Annotated in this window: 13 protein-coding genes and 1 pseudogene; 6 read left to right on the forward strand and 8 right to left on the reverse strand. The window is 60.6% G+C overall.

All coding sequences use genetic code 11. The features are described from left to right. Positions 1 to 48 precede the first annotated feature (48 nt). The 5 genes from L0963_RS19020 to L0963_RS19040 all read right to left on the reverse strand — a co-directional run bounded on the left by L0963_RS19020 (position 49) and on the right by L0963_RS19040 (position 9,325). Positions 49 to 654: a hypothetical protein gene (locus L0963_RS19020; RefSeq protein ID WP_217372513.1), complete on the reverse strand. Its 606-nt coding sequence runs from the start codon at positions 652 to 654 to the stop codon at positions 49 to 51. Positions 655 to 716: 62 nt separating this feature from the next. Then, positions 717 to 2,087 (reverse strand): McrC family protein, encoded by a 1,371-nt coding sequence (locus L0963_RS19025; protein ID WP_217372512.1) that lies wholly within the window; start codon positions 2,085 to 2,087, stop codon positions 717 to 719. Beyond that, complete coding sequence (locus L0963_RS19855) at positions 2,084 to 5,509, reverse strand: AAA family ATPase (protein ID WP_217372511.1); 3,426 nt, start codon at positions 5,507 to 5,509, stop codon at positions 2,084 to 2,086. The genes L0963_RS19025 and L0963_RS19855 overlap by 4 nt, the downstream gene beginning before the upstream one ends. A gap of 58 nt (positions 5,510 to 5,567) precedes the next feature. Then, positions 5,568 to 8,942, reverse strand: a complete 3,375-nt coding sequence (locus tag L0963_RS19035; RefSeq protein ID WP_217372510.1) for a TM0106 family RecB-like putative nuclease — start codon at positions 8,940 to 8,942, stop codon at positions 5,568 to 5,570. Positions 8,943 to 9,055: 113 nt separating this feature from the next. After that, entirely contained in the window at positions 9,056 to 9,325 is a 270-nt protein-coding gene (locus tag L0963_RS19040) for a DUF4258 domain-containing protein (RefSeq protein ID WP_217372509.1), read from the reverse strand. A gap of 76 nt (positions 9,326 to 9,401) precedes the next feature. Between L0963_RS19040 and L0963_RS19045 the strand changes: the two genes are divergently transcribed. Next, a complete protein-coding gene (locus L0963_RS19045; protein WP_234181283.1) occupies positions 9,402 to 10,397 on the forward strand; it encodes a helix-turn-helix transcriptional regulator in 996 nt (331 codons plus the stop codon). A gap of 6 nt (positions 10,398 to 10,403) precedes the next feature. On the opposite strand, the gene L0963_RS19050 is transcribed toward L0963_RS19045, so the two are convergent. After that, complete coding sequence (locus L0963_RS19050; RefSeq protein WP_217372508.1) at positions 10,404 to 10,625, reverse strand: helix-turn-helix domain-containing protein; 222 nt, start codon at positions 10,623 to 10,625, stop codon at positions 10,404 to 10,406. A 16-nt stretch (positions 10,626 to 10,641) separates the two neighbouring features. Here L0963_RS19050 and L0963_RS19055 point away from each other — a divergent pair. Beyond that, positions 10,642 to 11,789, forward strand: a protein-coding gene (locus tag L0963_RS19055) for an IS3 family transposase (protein WP_217372507.1) whose coding sequence is annotated in 2 segments (ribosomal slippage) — positions 10,642 to 10,900 and positions 10,900 to 11,789 — 1,149 coding nt in all. Because the reading frame shifts where the segments join, the coding sequence is not laid out codon by codon here. Here L0963_RS19055 and L0963_RS19060 read toward each other — a convergent pair. Next, positions 11,744 to 12,106, reverse strand: a complete 363-nt coding sequence (locus tag L0963_RS19060) for a 3'-5' exonuclease (protein ID WP_217372506.1) — start codon at positions 12,104 to 12,106, stop codon at positions 11,744 to 11,746. The genes L0963_RS19055 and L0963_RS19060 overlap by 46 nt on opposite strands. A 190-nt stretch (positions 12,107 to 12,296) precedes the next feature. Here L0963_RS19060 and L0963_RS19065 point away from each other — a divergent pair, with 190 nt between their 5' ends. From L0963_RS19065 to L0963_RS19080, 4 genes are all read left to right on the forward strand, one after another. Further along, entirely contained in the window at positions 12,297 to 13,214 is a 918-nt protein-coding gene (locus tag L0963_RS19065; protein WP_217372505.1) for an HNH endonuclease, read from the forward strand. Between the two features lie 168 nt (positions 13,215 to 13,382). Further along, a complete protein-coding gene (locus L0963_RS19070; protein ID WP_217372504.1) occupies positions 13,383 to 15,110 on the forward strand; it encodes a UvrD-helicase domain-containing protein in 1,728 nt (575 codons plus the stop codon). An 81-nt stretch (positions 15,111 to 15,191) separates the two neighbouring features. After that, a complete protein-coding gene (locus tag L0963_RS19075; RefSeq protein ID WP_234181284.1) occupies positions 15,192 to 15,617 on the forward strand; it encodes a thermonuclease family protein in 426 nt (141 codons plus the stop codon). 33 nt (positions 15,618 to 15,650) lie between these two features. Continuing rightward, positions 15,651 to 16,190, forward strand: a complete 540-nt coding sequence (locus tag L0963_RS19080) for a hypothetical protein (protein ID WP_217372503.1) — start codon at positions 15,651 to 15,653, stop codon at positions 16,188 to 16,190. Between the two features lie 156 nt (positions 16,191 to 16,346). Here L0963_RS19080 and L0963_RS19085 read toward each other — a convergent pair. Beyond that, positions 16,347 to 17,386, reverse strand: a pseudogene (locus tag L0963_RS19085) (IS3 family transposase); the annotation flags it as partial. Positions 17,387 to 17,509 lie beyond the last annotated feature (123 nt).

Genomic DNA, 17,509 nt, shown 5'->3' on the forward strand with positions numbered 1-17,509 from the left:
GACCATCGAACACCGACGCTTGCAGCACCGCAAGCTCGCCGCTTAATATCAACCCCAGGACGAGGCCCGCGCTCCGCTAATCAACGCCGCGATCTGCGCCAAATGTTCTGACGACAGACATTTCGCAGCGGTGATGTCTTCACCCATGTTCTGCGCTGCTGTGTTGAGTGCGACGATCAGCCCGAGGAAGGTCAGGATAAGCCCGACGCCGACGAAGATATTCGAGGCGAAATGCAGGACGGTGAGCTTTGGCGCTGCGCGGTTGAAGAACGCGCTTGGACGATTGGTATTGCGCACGGGTGAGGCGCTCTCATCGACCATGGATTCCTGAAATTCACGCCAGGCCTGGACGAGGTTATGTGCGCCTTCCTGCTCGGTCCCCATCGCGCCCGAAACCTCGATGTAGCTCTCGGCAAAGGTGTGCCTTTCGGCATCGGGATCTCGATCAGTCCCTAGAGCCGACTGCAGTGCGTCGATCCGTTCCCGTGCAGCAGCAAGGTAGGGGACCACCCTCTTCTTTGCTCGCTGCCTGACGATAAAGGCGGCGGCGAACATGATCGGCAGCAGGACGAATGGTGCGACCCAGCGCTCACCGTACACAAAGTCAAGCACGCCCAAAAACAGATCGAGTATTTGCTCGAGAATCTCGTTCATTTGTCCCTCAATTGAATAAAGGCTTCAAGACTAGCGCCCTGGAAGTCGAAGCCTTACCCCGTTCAGCCAGGTAACTGGCTTCCATGTGTCTGAAAAATCAAGCCTGGAGTTGCCCCTGCTTCAAATTGGTTCTGAGGCCTGATGAGGTTTCCGGCCTGCAATGCGGCCGTCTTCAGATCAGACAAGTCCAGGGTCGCTGCAATCAGTGTATCCTCGCTACCGACAACAGAATGCTGGCTCTGAAAGCCTGCGAGCGACTTCAGGTCATCGTGGTGGGGGTAGAGCAACATCAGATCGGGGCACTGGTAGATCCTGCCATAGGCCATCATCTGGTAGACGTCTGACTGGCTCACGCCCTGCTTGGGATCGTCGATTGAAGGCGCGAGGCGCTTCCACTTGGTGTCGATGATCATCAACCGTTCGGGACCTCGACGAATGATGATGTCCGGCTTGGTCATGAAGCGGCGCCGGCCCGTTGGTACGTGGTCTTCGCCGAGCTCTGCGAGGCAATGCAGCCTTCCGCCCTGGAGATCGACCTGAAGACCTGTGCCGACGAGGGCGCGCCTGAGTGTTCGCCCTACGAACTCCTCGAACAGGGTGTTCATTTCAAAGAGTAGCGAGAAGCCTTGTCCGCGTCCGCTGGTAGTCGTCTGGAAGCGCTCGCCGAGGAGAAGTCGGGCGAGCTCGAGGAGATCCTTCCAGCGGGCATTGGTGCGGTCGAGGATCACGCTGTTCCAGCGCAGCGACTGGACCGGCACGTCGCTCACGTCGGCAAAGGCGAACGACAGCTCGCGCAGCCTGCGCTGATTGTGTGTGGACCGCGACAGCTGCAGCAGGCGGGCGACGGCGGCCCTCATGATCTGGTTGAGCGGGATGTCGCTCGACAATTCATCGAAGCGGCACGCCAGCCGGTCCGGGCTTGCAGCCAGAGTGGAGAACTGCCGAATGACATCGAGCCGTCCGCGCAGCGTCGGAATGTCTTCTTCCATGGACACGTAGCGCCGAGGCAAGCCAAGATGCACGGCTTCGAAGAGCCTATCGCAGAAGAGGCGGATCAGAACCTCGAGCAGGTTTTCATCCTGCCAGCCGAGCCGCGCCATCTGGCCTGCGGCAATGTCGAGATCGAGTGCAACCGCAAGCATGTGCACGAGATTGCGCCGGATCTGGGCCTGGCTTGCCGCGCTGTCGCCATCGCCAAGCCCGTCGATCTTGGGAAGGATTTCGAGCGTGCAATCCTGGGCAGCGATGACGCCGACAACCTGCTGCGCGCGCAGCGCATTCCGGCCATGCTGCAGGATGCGCGCGCCTTCCTCGCCGCCAAGCGGGTTCGCGCGCGCGACGGCGGCAATCCGGTCAGCGGCCCATTCGGGTATTTCCTCGGGCCCGTCGCCATAGCGGATCTTGCGCCATTCAAGGACTGTCCGGCTGATCATGCAAAGGCGTCGTAGGCACTGGCGTCGAAGTGATCGCGAACCTGCCAGCGCCAGCGATCCTCGCTGAAGCCATCGGACTGGATGCCAGCCGGTGGAGACAGCTGGCTGCGAGTGAGAAAGCGTCCTGCGCCTTCGGCATCGCCGAGCACGAGCGCGACCTTGTTCCAGTCCTCGTAGAAATATTCGGCGAGGAGCGGGATGACGCGGTGTTGCATCGTCTCGTGGACGTCTTCGATCGTCCGGCAGTTCATGAAGTAGGCGTGGCCGATCTGATGCTCGCGGTCGAAGAGATATTCGATCCGCTCGTTGAGTCGGCGCAGCAGTCCAACCAGGGGCACACCTGTCCGTTCGGCGGCCTCCTCGAGCAGGTCAGGCTCGGGCATGAGCTCGCGGAAGGTGAACCGGCGGCGAAGCGCGGTATCAAGGAGCGCGATCGAGCGGTCGGCGGTGTTCATGGTGCCAATGATGTGGAGGTTGTCGGGCACCCCGAAGACATCGCCGGAATAGGGAAGCTTGACGGTCGTCTGGTTGGCACCGCCGATCCGCTTGTCTTCCTCGATGAGCGTGATCAGCTCGCCGAAGACCTTGGAGATATTGGCGCGGTTGATCTCGTCGATGATGAGAACGAACTGGTCAGGAGAGGCGTCGGAAGCCGGAGCATTGCCAGGCAGCAGACGCGATAGCGCCTCGAGCTTCATCCGGTTGCGCTTCAGCAGATAGCAGGTGCGCATGGTGAACTTGCCATCATGGATGGTCTCAACGGGCAAGGATTCGTCGAGGACAAGAAGCCAGCGAACGGCGCGGCGATGGTTGTATTCGCGGACGTCGGTCGGCGCATATTCGTATCGGCCGACAACCTCGCCAATGGCGCGGAAGCTTGAATTCCCATCCGGAACTATGACGATGTCACCCTCCTTCATGGAGCTGCGGAATCGCCAAAGCTGCGAGATGTTGCCATCCGAGCCATGTGTGCCTGGATGAAGCTCGTTCCACTTGTCGAAGATGGCCTGATAGTCATCATATCGGGGGTCGGACCAGTCCACATCGCCGCCCCAGCCAAGAACTATGTAATTCCCTTCGATGGCAGCATCATAGATATGATCTTCGCTGCCCGCTCGGCCAAGAGACATCTTGAAGAACTCGCGACCGCTAAGGTCGAGCCCCGTTGGCCTGCCGACATTGCGCCGGGATTGCTGGGCAAGAGCGGATATTTCCCGAAATATTCCTCGCTTGGGTTCCAGACGGAAGCCAGCCGCAGCGCCTTCATCTTCGCCTTCACCATTTCCTGTCTCTGGGCGCAGGCCCTCGACGAAGTCCTCGTAGGCGTATGACTGGTGGAAGGTGACAAAGCCGATCTGCCCCGCCTCGACGAGCGTATCGTAGCGTGCCTTCAGTTCGGATCGGTCATTGGGAGCCGAGCCATCGCAAAGCGCTACGGCTTCCTTCGCGGTCCGGTAGGTCTTTCCGGTCCCGGGAGGGCCGTAAAGAATGAGATTGGTGGGTCTGGGCATGGGCTTGGTCTCGTCGTGATCTGAATCATTGTCGGGCTGGGCTGCGTCCTGGGTCTCCCTGACGACCCAGATGAACCCCTGGACATCCCAGAGATCGCGCGGCTGCCAACCCCATTCCTCGAATTTCTCGAACAGTGTGTCGGCAAGGTCGAGGACGGCTGCATATTCGTCCTCGTTGACGGGATTGTTTCCGAAGGGAGACTTGCCTGTCAGCGCCTTGCTTGCGCGCCAGAGGGGATCCGTATTGATCCCCATCGCTTCTGTCGGATGCGCAAGAGCCAGCAGCATCGAGGGAATATTGCGGCTCTCGCTGTAGGGTTGGCTCTTGTCCTGTCCCTCGCTGAGGATCGGCCAGGTGGCCTTGACGAAACGATCGAGGGCTACGGCTGGGTCGTCCTCGGAAAGGATAAGGTTTCCAGCTTCAGTTTCGAGGATCCCCGGGTGGCTGGCGCGAAGGCTCCTCATCCGAGCATCGGTGCGCCAGCCGAGCAGCCCCGATTGCGGACCGGTCAGAATATCAAGGAAGCGCCCGCCCAGCTCTTCTTCAGACACGGATTCATCGTCCAGCGCTGCCTGTGCCTTTTCAAGCAGGGATTCCTTGTATCCTCGCTCCTCATCGAAATATCCGCCTTCGCTCGCCGCAAAACCGGCCGGCTCAAAATCAGGAAACTTGCTGAGAAAGCGCTGCTTGAGCCGCGCGAGCTCGGCTGCATCTATTCTTTCATCGAGACTGTCGACGACCCTGAATCCCAGACGCGATATGAGCTCGCGCGAACGGGTAGCATCACGGATCTGGGTATCGGCTCCTTCGACGGTGCGCAGCGCGACATTGGCGATGGCCTTGCAGGGGTAGAACTTGCCCTCTTCGGCAATCCAGTAGGTTCTGGGGCGCCTGAAGCCATGCTTGTCGAGGAACGGGTCGGTTCCGAGCTCTTCGCACTCGCGGATCGCGGCGATGACCGCGGCGCGAGTCAGCGTGCCTGCGGCTGACCCTTGCGCTTCATACCAGTCGAGCACGCGGTTGAAGCTCGCCCGATCGGCAAACGTGATCTTGATGACCTGGCGTGGCTGCGCGCCGCCGGGCGGCATGTGCTTGAGGCGGCTGGGGAGATTGGATTGTCGCCCCTGGTCGGGGGCGTAGTAATCCGGGGAACCTGCAGGCGGCGGATTGTCCCTGCCGCCTTCGATCCAGATCCGGACCGATTGGCCTTCCTTTTCGAGCGCGACCTGGCGCTCATCGGGCAAGGCAAAGCTCGTGACATAGCGGTTGCCGGTATCCTTGATGGTCGGGATCTCTTCACCGTAGCGTCGCTTCAATTCGCGCTCGGCAGCGGCGATATCGAAAGCCCCTTCGGTATTGAGCCTGAAGGTAAAGCGGACAGTCGAGGAATTGGCGGGTCCGGCCCGGTCGATCAATTCTCCATCGATCAGCTCGGCAAACTTGCGACTGTCCAGAGCGCTGCAGACGGCTGGCATGGCATTGGCGAGCCCAAGGTCGCGGTGGATGTCCCCTGATACCACCGAGAACTGGTTTTCGCCTCTCCGGCGAGCCGGGGTCGCGTAATTGTCAGCCACATGCTGGCGAACCCGGTCCGCCTGGCTCATGTCTCCGGCGGCTGTCTCACCGTTCCTGAAGCGGACATAGGCTGACACTGCCGACTTGTAGCCTGACAGGCTGTCGTAGACCTTTCCGTCGATTTCAAGCCCGGAAGGGTTGGGCTTGCCTGCCGCCTGATCGGCTGCGGTATAGGTAAGCTTTTCGAAGATGCTCGCGCAGCCATCGTGATCGAAAGCTGCGTCGAGGTCGCCGAACTGCTTCTCGACCCGCCGCAGATCGGAGATCCGCGTCGCGATCGAGCTGGCTACCAGCCCTTCGCTCGCCATCCATTCCCTGAACTTGTCTTCGGTCACCAGCGAAATACCCCCGCGCGCATCTTCCAAATTTCTCCGTTTCGATCCAGTCGCTTCTTCAATTACTTGCCTCGTTATTGAGCCAGGCGAGCGTATTGACGAGTTTAAGGTGTTCGACCGTGGTCGCCTCGAGCTCGAGCAATTTCGGATTGGCAAGGACGATGGCGAGCGCCCGTGCGCGGCTGACGGCCACATTGAGCCTGTTCTTCGAATAAAAGAAGTCGACGTGGCGCGGGAGGTCGTCGGGCGATGAGGTCGTCATGCTGACGATGACAATCTCGGCCTCCTGCCCCTGGAACTTGTCGACCGTGCCGACCCTGGCTCCCTCGGGAAGCGCGTCCTTGAGCGCATTCACCTGGATGTTGAAGGGTGCAACGACGAGGATGTTGTCGAGACCGATCGTCCCTTCCTCACCATCGAAGTCGATGAAACGGGTGCCGAGCAGCGCATCGACCAGCTCCACCGTCTTCGCGACCTCCGCCTCACTGATCTGCCTGCAGCCGGTGTGGTCCATCGGGATCATGCGGATCCCGTGAGGAGGCAGGGTGGGATCCGCATCTTCACCAGGGAGCAGGGTCTGTTGCTCGCAAGCGGGATGGGACCTGAGGCGGCCATCATAAACGGCCCGCGAGATGAAGCTCCCGATCGAGGGGTTCATGCGCCAGCTCGTATCAAGGAGAATGCCTCTCTCCGGCGCGATCGTTGCCGCGCCCTCGAGCAGATAGTCGAGTGCGGAGAGTCCGCTATCGCCCGGGTGTGCGCCCTGGATTGGCTGGCCAAGCTGCATCTGATCCCCGACCAGAATGATGTTCTTCGCCGCCGAACCCATGGCGAGCAGGTGCCCGAGTGAGACCTGCCCGGCCTCGTCGACGACGAGATAGTCGAAATGCTGATCGAAGGCGGGGCGGGCAAAGAGCCAGGCAGTGCCCCCGACGAGGTCATAACCGCCTTCTTCGACATCGCCATTGTCGGCGAGGTCATAAATCATCTGGCCGTTGAGGTAGCTGTCCGGATCGCCGGGCGAGACCTTCTTGGCGCCGAACACATGAACGCCTTCCTTTTCTGCGATCTCCTCGATCTTCCCGAGGAGATTGTTGATCGCCTTGTGGCTGTTCGAGGAAACCCCGACCTTCTTGCCTGCTGCGATCAGCGAGAGGATCATGTGGGCACTGGTGTAGGTCTTGCCGGTCCCCGGAGGGCCCTGGATAAAGAGTGCAGAATGATCGAGCGCCAGGGCGCGTGCGATTGCGGCATCGACCAATGTCTCGTTGTCCCTGACAAGCGTCCCGCCCTGCCAGTCGAGCAGGCGAGGACCGGTTCGCTCGACAATGTCGGAAAGCGCCCGGTAGCGCGACTCACTGGGGCCAGCCGGGTCGTGCGAGGCCCAGGCCTCGGCGACGCGTTCGACTGCGAGCTCAAGCTGCGTGGTGTCGAGCGGCCAGCCGGGAATGAGTGACCCGCCAGTCGGGAATTCGCTGCCTGCCTTCTTGCCGCGCTTGACCTCGACAATGCCCTGCTCGCGGTCGATGGCAAAGACGGTTCCGAGCCGCTCGCGGGTCGGTGCGTGGAGCGCCTCCTTGCCTTCGCGCAGCTTGGTGTCCTGGGCAGGGAACCGGTAGGTCGCGACGATCGACTGCTTTTCGGGGCGCAGCCAGTCCCCGCTCGCGGGCGAGATCGCCCCGATGCATTCGCCGTCATCGACCAGTTCGTCTTCCTCTCGCTCGCAGCGATCGAAGATGGCCCATTGTTCGGGCTTCTTGGCGCGGGTGTGAAAGTCGATGAGGTGCGAGGTAAGCTCGCGGCCACGGCCGGATGGCGGGGCAGAGCCAGCCGTGATTGCCCGGCGCAGCGCATCAAGCCGTCCCTCGCGGCGCTGAGCCTCCTCGCTCTTTTCAGGGGATGGCTCGGGACCGGACTTAGTCCACCAGGGAAGATCGGGCCGGAGCGTAAGCAGCCAGTCGCGCAGGCCTTCGGTGTTCTCGCAGTCGACCTTGTTGTAGGCGAGAATGCCGTCGAGCAGTGCCTGATCGGCGGTCTCGCGCCAGCGGTGATAGTGGACGATCGACTGGTCGGCCTTCTGGACATCCTCGCCGCGCTTCTCGGCAAAGAAGATCTCGAGCGTCTTGAGGCTGAGATCCGGTTCGGATGTCCGGATGGCGCCGCGAACGATCGAATAGAGATCGACCAGCTTCTCGCCGCGTAGGAGGTTGTCGACCGCCGCCTCGCGGCTGGCAAAGGCGGTTGAAAGGCGGCGCAGCACCGTCACTTCGTAGGGCGCGTAGTGATAGATGTGTGCGTCGGGGTGCCGCGCGCAGTGTTCGGTGAAGAAATCGACCATGCTCTCGAAGGCGGCCCGCTCGGCTGCACGGTCATGCCCCCAGGCATGGCGGAAGAAGGGTTCGCCTGAGGGGTCACGATAGTGGACACCCCAGAGATACTCAAGGCCATCGGGATGGAGGGGATCGCCCTCGAGGTCGAAGAAGAGGTCGTGGGGGCTCGGCGCGGGCATGCGCAAGAAACCGCGCCCCGGTTCGATCGGCAGCGGCTCGGTCCTGGGCTCACCCGTCCGCCGCGCAACCTGCATGGCTGCCTGCGCCCGCAGGCGCTCGAAGGTGCGCGGAGCGAGCCGGGGGATCTGCGTGCCTGCCGGGAGCGCGCCAAGATCTGCAACGGTGTTGATGCCGGCCGCGCGCAGCTTGTCGATCTGCGTGCTCTGAATGCCCGCCACCTGGTGGAGGTGATCTTCCTCCTCCCATTGGGCGGCACAGACATCGCGCCAGCCGCAGAGCGAACAGGCCTTGCAGGGCTCGGGGCGCGAGCCTTGCGCGCCTTCATCAATGAAGGAAAGATAGCGATCACTTGCCGCACTGACGAAGTGCTCGAACTCGACCCGGCGGAAGCTCGCTTCCGCGCCGTCGCCAAGGACCAGGTGCATTGCGTGCGGCGGCTCTCCCTGCACCCTCGCGATCATCTTCGAATAGAGCGCCAGCTGGATTACATGCTTGGGGTCAGGGGAGCGGGCCAGCTTGGTGTCGATGACTTCGTAGCCCCAGTTGCCGAGGTCGGTGTCGAGATCGACGCGGCGAAGGAAGTCGGCAAAGCCGTGCCAGGGCGGATCGAGAAAGGTCGCCTGATAGATGAAGGTCGCACCTGCCTGCATGGCGGCAAGGGTTGCCTCTGCGCGCTCCTCGAGCGTTCCTTCGCTCGAGATCTCCGCCACATCACCGGACTGACGCAGCGAGGCCAGATAGTCTGCCTCGTGGGCGTGACCGGCGTCCTGGATCAGGACCATGGTCTCGTCGTCCTCGGCCTTCTCGGGAAGCGACTGAGGGTCTTGCAGCTTCCGGAGATTGAGCGCTGCGGCGTGCGCGCAGCCAAGGAAGGCGTTGAGGTCCGAGGCCGAGTGCAGCAATCGGGAGTTGTGCTTGCGCATGTTCAGGATTGCTCCACGTTCCGGGTGAGGGGCGGACAGTACGACGCCCCCAAATGGCTGACAAGAATGCAGTTTTTGAAATGGGCCGGGATACGGGTCACTGCGTGCATCCTTCAGAACTTGAGCCGCTGCAGTCGATGCGCAGCGGTGATGACCGCGCCGTCGTCGCCTACGACGAGGTAGGAATCGAGAGCCTTCTCGATGCGATTGAAGAGCTGAGCGCCGAGCCCTGCCCTGGCCCGCGAACGCGCCTGCCGGTCGAGGTAATAGACATCGGCGCCATGGTGCCTGCGGGTGTTGCCATAGGCGAGCAGCGCATCGACCGCTTCGGTCGGAATGCCGCGCTGCTGGAGGCGGGTCTGTGCGTGGTGGGTAAATGCCATGTCGGGTCCTTTCCTGTTCGTGCAAATCGGTTATGAAGGACGAGGGCGACAAAAACTGTCATCCCAGGGAGGTGCCGTGTCGTTTTCCAAGGCTGTCGACCTGCTCCGCCTCGCCATGATGGCGACGTCACGGCGTGGGGTTTGTCTCGCTGACGTCGAGGCCGAGTTCGGTTGTGTGCGCCGAACAGCGCAGCGGATGATTGGCGCCCTCGAGGAGGCATTTCCTGCAACCGAACACTGGATCGATGAGGGGGGTCGGCGCCACTACTGGCGGGTTCCGGCTCGCGCGATCGCGCAATTGCTGTCGCCCTCTGCCGATGAGCTTGCGGCCATGACCACGGCGGTCGGCGAACTTCGCCGAACCGGTCTTGTTGCAGAAGCCGAGCGGCTGGCCGGGCTCGACCGCAAGGTGAGGGCGCTGATCCCGCCCGAGAGCGGGTGGCGGCTGGCGGTTGACGAGGAGGTCCTGCTCGAGGCCCTCGGCTATGCCGCACGACCTGGCCCCCAGCCTGCCGTGGCAGCAGAGGTTGATCGCGCGATCTCGCAGGCTCTGAAGGGCCCGTTTCATCTTAGGCTTGCCTACCGCAGCCGCGGCGACGCTGAGGCAAGCTGGCGCAAGATCGAGCCGTTAGGGCTCTTGCTGGGCGCCCGGCGCTATCTGGTTGGGCGGGATCTGGCAAAGAAGGACGGGCGCTTCCGTCATTACCGCGTGGAGGACATCAGCGAGGCCGAGGTCCTGGCGTCGAGCTTTCCGTATCCTGCCGATTTCGATCTTCGCGCCCATGCCAGCCGCGCCTTCGGTTCGTTTCACAATGATGCTGAGTTCGGCGAAGTGGTGTGGCGCTTTGCGCCCGATGCAGCGGAGCGCGCCAGCCGCTTCCTGTTCCATCCGACCCAGACGTCGGAGCGGTGCGAGGATGGCTCCCTGATCGTGCGGTTCAGCGCTTCGGGCCATCTCGAGATGGCGTGGCACCTCTACTCATGGGGCTCGAGCGTGGAAGTGCTCGCGCCGCGGGCCCTGGCCGAGATGGTCGGGCCGTATCGGAGGGCGGACTTTCCTTCGCTGCCCTGAGGGTGCTCAGGCAGCCAGATCCTTCTGCGGGCGATAGGCGGGACAGTTCGCCAGCCATTCGTCGGCGGCCTTGGTCGGGACGAAGGTCCGGCGGCCGTACTTGACCGCGCGCAGCTCGCCGGAATTGATGATCTCGTAGAAGCGCGTGCGGCCGATGCGGGCCCAGGCGCAGAATTCATTGACTGGCCTGCTGCCGGTTTGGTGGACACCGAGATAGGGTGTTTCCACCTATCGGAGGTCCACAATGCAAAGAAGGAAGTTCAGCCGCGAGTTCAAGCTTGAGGCGGTGAGGATGGTCCGCGAACGCGGGGTAACGATCGCCCAGGCGTCGCGCGATCTGGATGTGCATGCGAACGTGCTGCGCAAATGGGTTCGGGAGCTTGCGGCCGATCCGGGCCATGCCTTTCCCGGTCACGGCCAGATGAAGCCGGAGCAGATGGAGATCGATCGCCTGCGGCGCGAGCTGGCCAAGCTGAAGGCGGAGCGCGACATCCTAAAAAAAGCCGCCGCCTACTTCGCGAGGGACTCGATATGAAGTTCCAGTTCATCGCGAAGCACCGAGGGATCTGGCAGGTGGCATGGATGTGCGGGGCGCTCGGTGTCTCGCGAAGCGGCTTCCATGCCTGGCTGATCCGTCCGCCGTCGCAGCGTGCCCGCGACGACGAGGTGATCGGTGCGAAGGTCCGTGCCAGCCATGTAGGAAGTTATCGCACCTATGGCGCGCACCGTGTCTGGCACGATCTGCTGGCCGATGGGATATCCTGCGGTCTACACCGGATCGAACGGCTCATGCGCGAGCAGGGTCTGCGAGCAAGGCCGCGGCGGCGCGGGCTTCCCAAGGATCATGGCGAGCGTTCGGTCATCGCCGACAACGTGCTCGATCGCCAGTTCACGGCCGACAGGCCGAACCAGAAGTGGGTCGCAGACTTCACCTATATCTGGACGGCCGAAGGATGGCTCTACGTTGCGGCGGTGATCGACCTGTTCTCGCGCCGGGTAGTCGGATGGTCGATGAGCGCCACCATGACAGCCCAGCTCGTCACCGACGCGCTGATCATGGCGATCTGGCGGCGTGGCAAACCCGACGCGCTGCTGCATCACTCGGATCAGGGAAGCCAATATACCAGCCAGCAGTTCCAGCGGCTGATGGCCGATAATGGGGTCACCTGCTCGATGAGCCGGTCCGGCAATGTATGGGATAATGCCGCCATGGAGAGCTTCTTCTCCTCGCTCAAGACCGAGCGGATCGGGAAGAAAATCTACCGCACGAGGGCGCAGGCGAAGGCCGACGTGTTCGATTATATCGAATGCTTCTACAACCCGACCCGGCGTCACTCGACCCTGGGTTACCTCAGTCCTATCGACTTCGAACGTGAAGCTGGGGTAGCCTGAATGAACTTATCTCGGTGTCCATCAAACCGGCAGCAGGCCAATATGTTATGAGCGACGAGAAGCTTGGCTTGGCCGACGTCAGCTACAAAGCGTGACAGTACCGCATTGAGATCTTCGCCATGGCGCTGAGCGTGTTCAATTGAAATGCCGTGAATCCTCGTTGCCGACCAAGGGATCTCGTAGCCTGAAGGCTTAATGATCCTGCAATCCTCGTTGATCAGTCGCCCGTCATTATCGGTAACGGCCCAGGCCAGCTGCACGACATGATCGGAGTGCGGAGAGAGCCCCGTCGTTTCTGTGTCGAAGAAGAAGATCATCGGCCAATGCTCATGGTTGCTCCTGCAGTGGTGCAAACCATTAAATAGCCTTGGCTAGCATTTAGCCAAACAAATAGATGCTCAGGTTGGAAGGCAGAAAACTGAGCCTAACCACATGATAATTCTCGGCGGATTGCTTCCGGTGCTTGATCGTCTATTCAAGGGAGCGTTCGGCAAGGGATGAGCGCGTATGAAGGGCGTATTCGAAGTCAGCGGCGCCTCGCGCTACAAGGATAAGCCATCCCAACACTACCACTTCCCGCAGGATTACCTGCCGCACGCGCAGCAATGTGTCGGCGACTGGATCCTCTATAGAGAAACTCGTGCTGAGGGTGGCCGGATGGCCTATTTCGCGGTGGCTCATGTTGATCGCATTGATCCCGACCCCGAGGCTCGAGGCATGTATTATGCGCGGGTCAGCCAATTTCTCGAACTCGATCGGCCAGTGCCTTATAGGGATGCTGGCGGCCGGTTCGCTGAGCAATTCTTGCGTGATTTGCCAGACGCCAGCGCGGCTGGCCGCTCACTAAGAGGGCGCTCCATTCGCACCCTGAGTGGCACTGACTTTGCCGAAATCGTGAACGGGGGTCTGAGCGAGACGTTCGATCCTGCCAACGCCATCCGCCTTGAACTTGATCAGAGGCATCTCGATCCGGAAACTGAGGCGCTTATTGCTGGGCCATTGAGCGAGCGCCGGATCGAACAAGTTCTCGTAAATCGCAAGATCCGCGATGCCGCGTTTCGCGGGCAGGTCCTTGCCGCCTATGACGACACATGCGCGGTCACGAACCTGCGTATCGTCAACGGTGGCGGCAAAGCCGAGGCCCAGGCCGCTCATATCTGGGGTGTGGGCGAAGGTGGTCCTGACGAAGTGCAAAACGGCATTGCTCTATCAGCGACCGCGCACTGGCTGTTCGATCGCCATCTTATTTCTCTGAGCGAGAATTTCGAGCTTCTGGTTTCGCACAACAAGGTCCCGGCGCAGCTGCTCCAGCTTTTCCCGAACGCCGGCCAGCCCATCAATCTTCCTCGAGATACGCGCCTGCACCCGCGCCCGGAATATGTAGCCCGTCATAGAGAGAGGTTTGCGGGACTACCGGGCGCCTAATAGTTCCCATGCTCCCACGAAGGAGGGGGCGGATCCTGCCCAGTTCTTTGAAGCCATTTCCTTGCGTTCACTGACCAAACTGCTGGCCATTGGCATCAAAGTTAAGCATTTACTGTGAGATAAAATGCCAGGCTGCTCCTCTCGGCCGCCTGCAAATCTGAGAAAACAATGAAGCCGACAAGCGAACAAAATGAAGCCGTAGAGAAGTTTCGGACCGGCGGTTCGCTCAAGATCAATGCCTATGCAGGCACTGGCAAAACGACCACCTTGCAGCTGCTTGCTGGCACAAGTTCGGAAAGGGGGATGTACCTCGCATTCAACAAGTCGATTGCCCAGGAAGCGTCGGAGAAATTTCCGAGCTCAGTCACCTGCTCAACCGTTCACAGCCTCGCCTTTCGGGCCACGCCAGCGGCCTATAAGCGCAACATCAAGAAGATGACGGACAACATGAACGTGAATGCCTTTGCAGAGCATTTGCGGTGCGAGGACGGCTGGCTTTCGGGGGTGAAGATTACTGCTCGAGCGCAGGCGCACCTCGCCCGAGAAACCCTGCGCCACTTTATGCAAGGTGGCCGCAAACAGATCGATGATCGTCACGTTCCCGATCTCGATCACATGGGCAACTTTGCGATGTTGCCGCCAGCCGATCGCGAGACGCTTGAGCGACGTGCGATCGAAGGTGCAAGGATCATGTGGCAGCGGATGTCGGATCCCTCGGATCCGGTTCCCCTGGGGCATGACGGATACCTGAAACTCTGGGCGCTCTCGGACCCGCGGCTGTCCGCCGACTTCATCTTGCTGGACGAAGCTCAGGACACGAACCCTGTGGTCCTGGGGGTTTTGGGCAAACAGCAATCGCAGCTCGTGTATGTGGGCGACCGGCACCAGCAGATCTACGAATGGCGAGGCGCTGTAAATGCAATGGATTTGGCCAAGACCGACCATTCGACATATCTGACAACCTCGTTCCGCTTCGGGACTAGGATTGCAGATGCGGCGAGCGCGGTATTGCGTAAGCTGGACGAGAAGATCCCGTTGACGGGCAATCCCGCAGTAGAGAGCTTCATTGGCGTCGACCACCCTGATGCGATCCTCGCTCGTACGAATGCCACCGTGATGAGCAGCGTACTGGAGGCGCTTACCGCTGGCCGAAATCCGCATATTGTCGGGGGAATTGGTGAGCTCATTCGTATGCTGAATGGGGTTAGGGACCTCAAGCAAGGACGTGCGACCGACATTGCCGAGTTCTTCGGTTTTCAGCACTGGAGCGAGGTCGTTGAGTTTTCCAAGCTCCCTGAAGGTGAGCAAATCCGGACCTTTGTGAGTCTTGTAGAGAGCTTTGGCGAAGAGCGGCTGATCAACGAGCTTCGAAAGACAGCTGATAGCGAAAAGGACGCGGACCTTATCATCTCCACGGCGCACAAGGCCAAGGGACGAGAGTGGGACTGTGTTCGCCTCGCGGGCGATTTCATGCCCTCGCTTCCGCCACAGGCAGAGCCTGACCAGAAGCCCCAGGATGAGAATGATCCTAGATCGGAAACAGAAACAGGTGATGCCAAGCGGAAAGGCAATCTCGCGGAGCTTCGCTTGTTTTATGTCGCAATGACGCGCGCTCGGAAGGCAATTGATATCGAACCTGCGACGCTCGAAAGCTTTGGAATAACCAAAGGCACAGAATTCAAGAATCCACGACGGGCCAGGCCAACGCCGATTATATCTGCCGCGAAATATCGGATTGATCCTACCCCGCGTCCGCGAACGCCGACACCAGTGTCAAAGGTGCCGATTTCCAAGCCAACGCCAAGTCGGCAACCTGCAAAGCAAGAGAGCTCTGGAGGCGGGACTATCGTTTGGATTCTGCTTGCTTTGGCTGTCGCCTACTTTGTGTTTGGCTGATCGGATGGAGGGCTCTCTGACCAATTTACCTGCATATTGTCCGATCACCGGGGTTGGGTCTGCTCAAGGGATGATCGACCAATGAGCTTGCTTCTCGCAGCTGCGCTCATCATTCCAGCCGGCCAGAGCTTCTCCTGCACACCGACGCATGTGTGGGATGGTGACGGGCCGATATGGTGTTCGGAAGGACCACGCATTCGTCTTTCGGGGATTGCCGCCCGGGAAGCAGACGGATCCTGTCGTGCCAATCAACCTTGCCCAGCAGCCTCTGCAGAAGAGGCGCGTGATGCGCTTGTGGCCTTGGTTGGAGAACCAATTGGGGTCGGTCCCCATGGCCACATTCTCGTTCGCGGCCCGACCATGTCATGTGTGTCGGTCGGCAGTGCCGGCGGCGATCGAACCGCTGCCTGGTGTGTTTCGCCCAAGGGCGGCGATCTCTCTTGTGCAATGGTCGCGAGCGGAACGGCGCTGCGTTGGGACCGCTTTTGGGGCGAACACCGATGCTGAGTTCAATAGGAAAGCGGAGGCGGGGTGGCTTTCATGTTTGAGGAATTGAGATCGGTGTTCGAGCAGTCTTTCACGCTGTTCCTGGAACGTGAAACCAAGAACATTCTCAATGGTACAGCGGAACGCAATCTTTGCGCCTGCTGGGCACCATTGCTTGAAAATGCTGCGATAGAGGCTGGGATACAAGGCTACCGTGCGGATGCGGATTACAACCGCAAGCAGGATGGCAAGGTTAAGACGATGCTTGCCCATCGCTACTATGTCGTCCGAATTGTTTGTGACCTAATCCTCCACAGCCGTGGAGAGATTCCTGGACGCGATAACCTCATTGCCATTGAGATGAAGCGCAGTACCCGGCCGACGTCAGAAAAGGAGGAGGATCGTTTAAGGCTTAGGACGCTGACACAGTCATCGTATGATGGAATTTGGTCAGCGGATGGCAAGACGCTGCCTGAGCACGTTTGTGGCTATGCGCTCGGCTACTTTGTTGAATTCGACGTCAACGCTCGTGTTTTCTTGATCGAGGAGTATGCTGAAGGCGCGCTTCACAGTTCGCGAACCCATTTTTTTTGACCGGTCAAGACTGTACCATCTAGTCAATCATATTGACCCTAACATGGTCTATGACGTGACCCCCTGGTTTCCACCAGCCGGGATTAGAGCCCAGCAGCTTTTGAGCTGCACCCCGTTTCTGGACCGCCCTGCTGGCGGCTTTCCAGCGTGCTTACATCAGGGCGGGCCATGTGCCGCTGACGCCAACATAAGCGATATCGGTGGTTTGTTGCCGATCGCGCTGTGCGGTCGTACCTCGTTGTAGTCTCTACGCCAAGCCTCGCATTTTCGCACCGCGTCATCCAGGCTCATGAACCAGTGGGCGTTGAGGCATTCCGCCCGGAACTTGCCGTTGAAGCTCTCGATGAACGCATTGTCGGTAGGCTTGCCAGGCCGCGAGAAGTCAAGCGTCACGCCTTTCATGTAAGCCCATAGGTCGAGCTCGCGGGAGATAAACTCGCTGCCTTGGTCGACCCGGATCGAGGCGGGGTAGCCAACTTGCGCGCAGACCCGTTCCAGCACTTCAACCACGTCCGGCGCCCGGAACCGGAACCGCGGAACGACTGCCGGCGAGAACCGGCTGAAGGTATCAACCACCGTGAGAATCCGCAGCTTCGGTCCAGTCGCCAGTTGGTCATGGACGAAGTCCATGGCCCATACATCATTGACGCGGGAGGCCGCACAGCGGCCTTCCCTCAGCTTTGCCTTTACCCGCCGCTTCGGCGCCTTCTTGCGCAGTTGTAGACCCATCTCCCTGTAAAGCCGATAAACTCGCTTGCCGTTGATCGCCCAGCCTTCGCGTCGAAGCAGCACATGGATACGGCGATAGCCGTACCGAACCCGCGTCTCCGCGATCTCCTTGATCCGCTGCTTAAGGTCGGCCTGATCGGCACCCTTGCCACGATAGTGGTAGCTGGATCGTTCCGCCCGGAGCACGCTGCAGGCCCGCCGGATGCTGACCTGCCACGTGCTGCGAACATCATCAACCAGCTGACGCCGCCGATCAGGCCTCAGAGCTTTCGCGAGACAACATCCTGCAGCATCGCCTTGTCAAGCGACAGGTCCGCGACCAACCGCTTGAGCTTCGCGTTCTCCTCCTCGAGCTGACGCAGCCGCTTCATCTCCGATGGCATCAGCCCGGCGTATTTCTTGCGCCAATTATAGTACGTCGCTTCGCTAATCCCTGCCTTGCGACAGACCTCGCCAACAGACGTTCCGTGTTAGCGTCCGCGCTCGTGGTGTAATTTCCGGTGTAGGCGATGGTGTATTCCGGGGTGGGGCATGCCCCACCCCGGAATGCGGCGTCGCTGGTGGCCACCGGGTTCATCGTTATGGTGGAG

Origin of the sequence: Sphingopyxis sp. NFH-91, assembly GCF_021401285.1 — a bacterium.
GTDB lineage: Bacteria > Pseudomonadota > Alphaproteobacteria > Sphingomonadales > Sphingomonadaceae > Sphingopyxis > Sphingopyxis terrae_A.

What these genes read in the sequence shown, in the direction of transcription:
- L0963_RS19020 (WP_217372513.1), bottom strand. Translation starts at nt 654, where the DNA reads ATGAACGAGATTCTCGAGCAAATACTCGATCTGTTTTTGGGCGTGCTT.
- L0963_RS19025 (WP_217372512.1), bottom strand. Translation starts at nt 2,087, where the DNA reads ATGATCAGCCGGACAGTCCTTGAATGGCGCAAGATCCGCTATGGCGAC.
- L0963_RS19035 (WP_217372510.1), bottom strand. Translation starts at nt 8,942, where the DNA reads ATGCGCAAGCACAACTCCCGATTGCTGCACTCGGCCTCGGACCTCAAC.
- L0963_RS19040 (WP_217372509.1), bottom strand. Translation starts at nt 9,325, where the DNA reads ATGGCATTTACCCACCACGCACAGACCCGCCTCCAGCAGCGCGGCATT.
- L0963_RS19060 (WP_217372506.1), bottom strand. Translation starts at nt 12,106, where the DNA reads ATGATCTTCTTCTTCGACACAGAAACGACGGGGCTCTCTCCGCACTCC.
- L0963_RS19065 (WP_217372505.1), top strand. Translation starts at nt 12,297, where the DNA reads ATGAAGGGCGTATTCGAAGTCAGCGGCGCCTCGCGCTACAAGGATAAG.
- L0963_RS19070 (WP_217372504.1), top strand. Translation starts at nt 13,383, where the DNA reads ATGAAGCCGACAAGCGAACAAAATGAAGCCGTAGAGAAGTTTCGGACC.
- L0963_RS19075 (WP_234181284.1), top strand. Translation starts at nt 15,192, where the DNA reads ATGAGCTTGCTTCTCGCAGCTGCGCTCATCATTCCAGCCGGCCAGAGC.
- L0963_RS19080 (WP_217372503.1), top strand. Translation starts at nt 15,651, where the DNA reads ATGTTTGAGGAATTGAGATCGGTGTTCGAGCAGTCTTTCACGCTGTTC.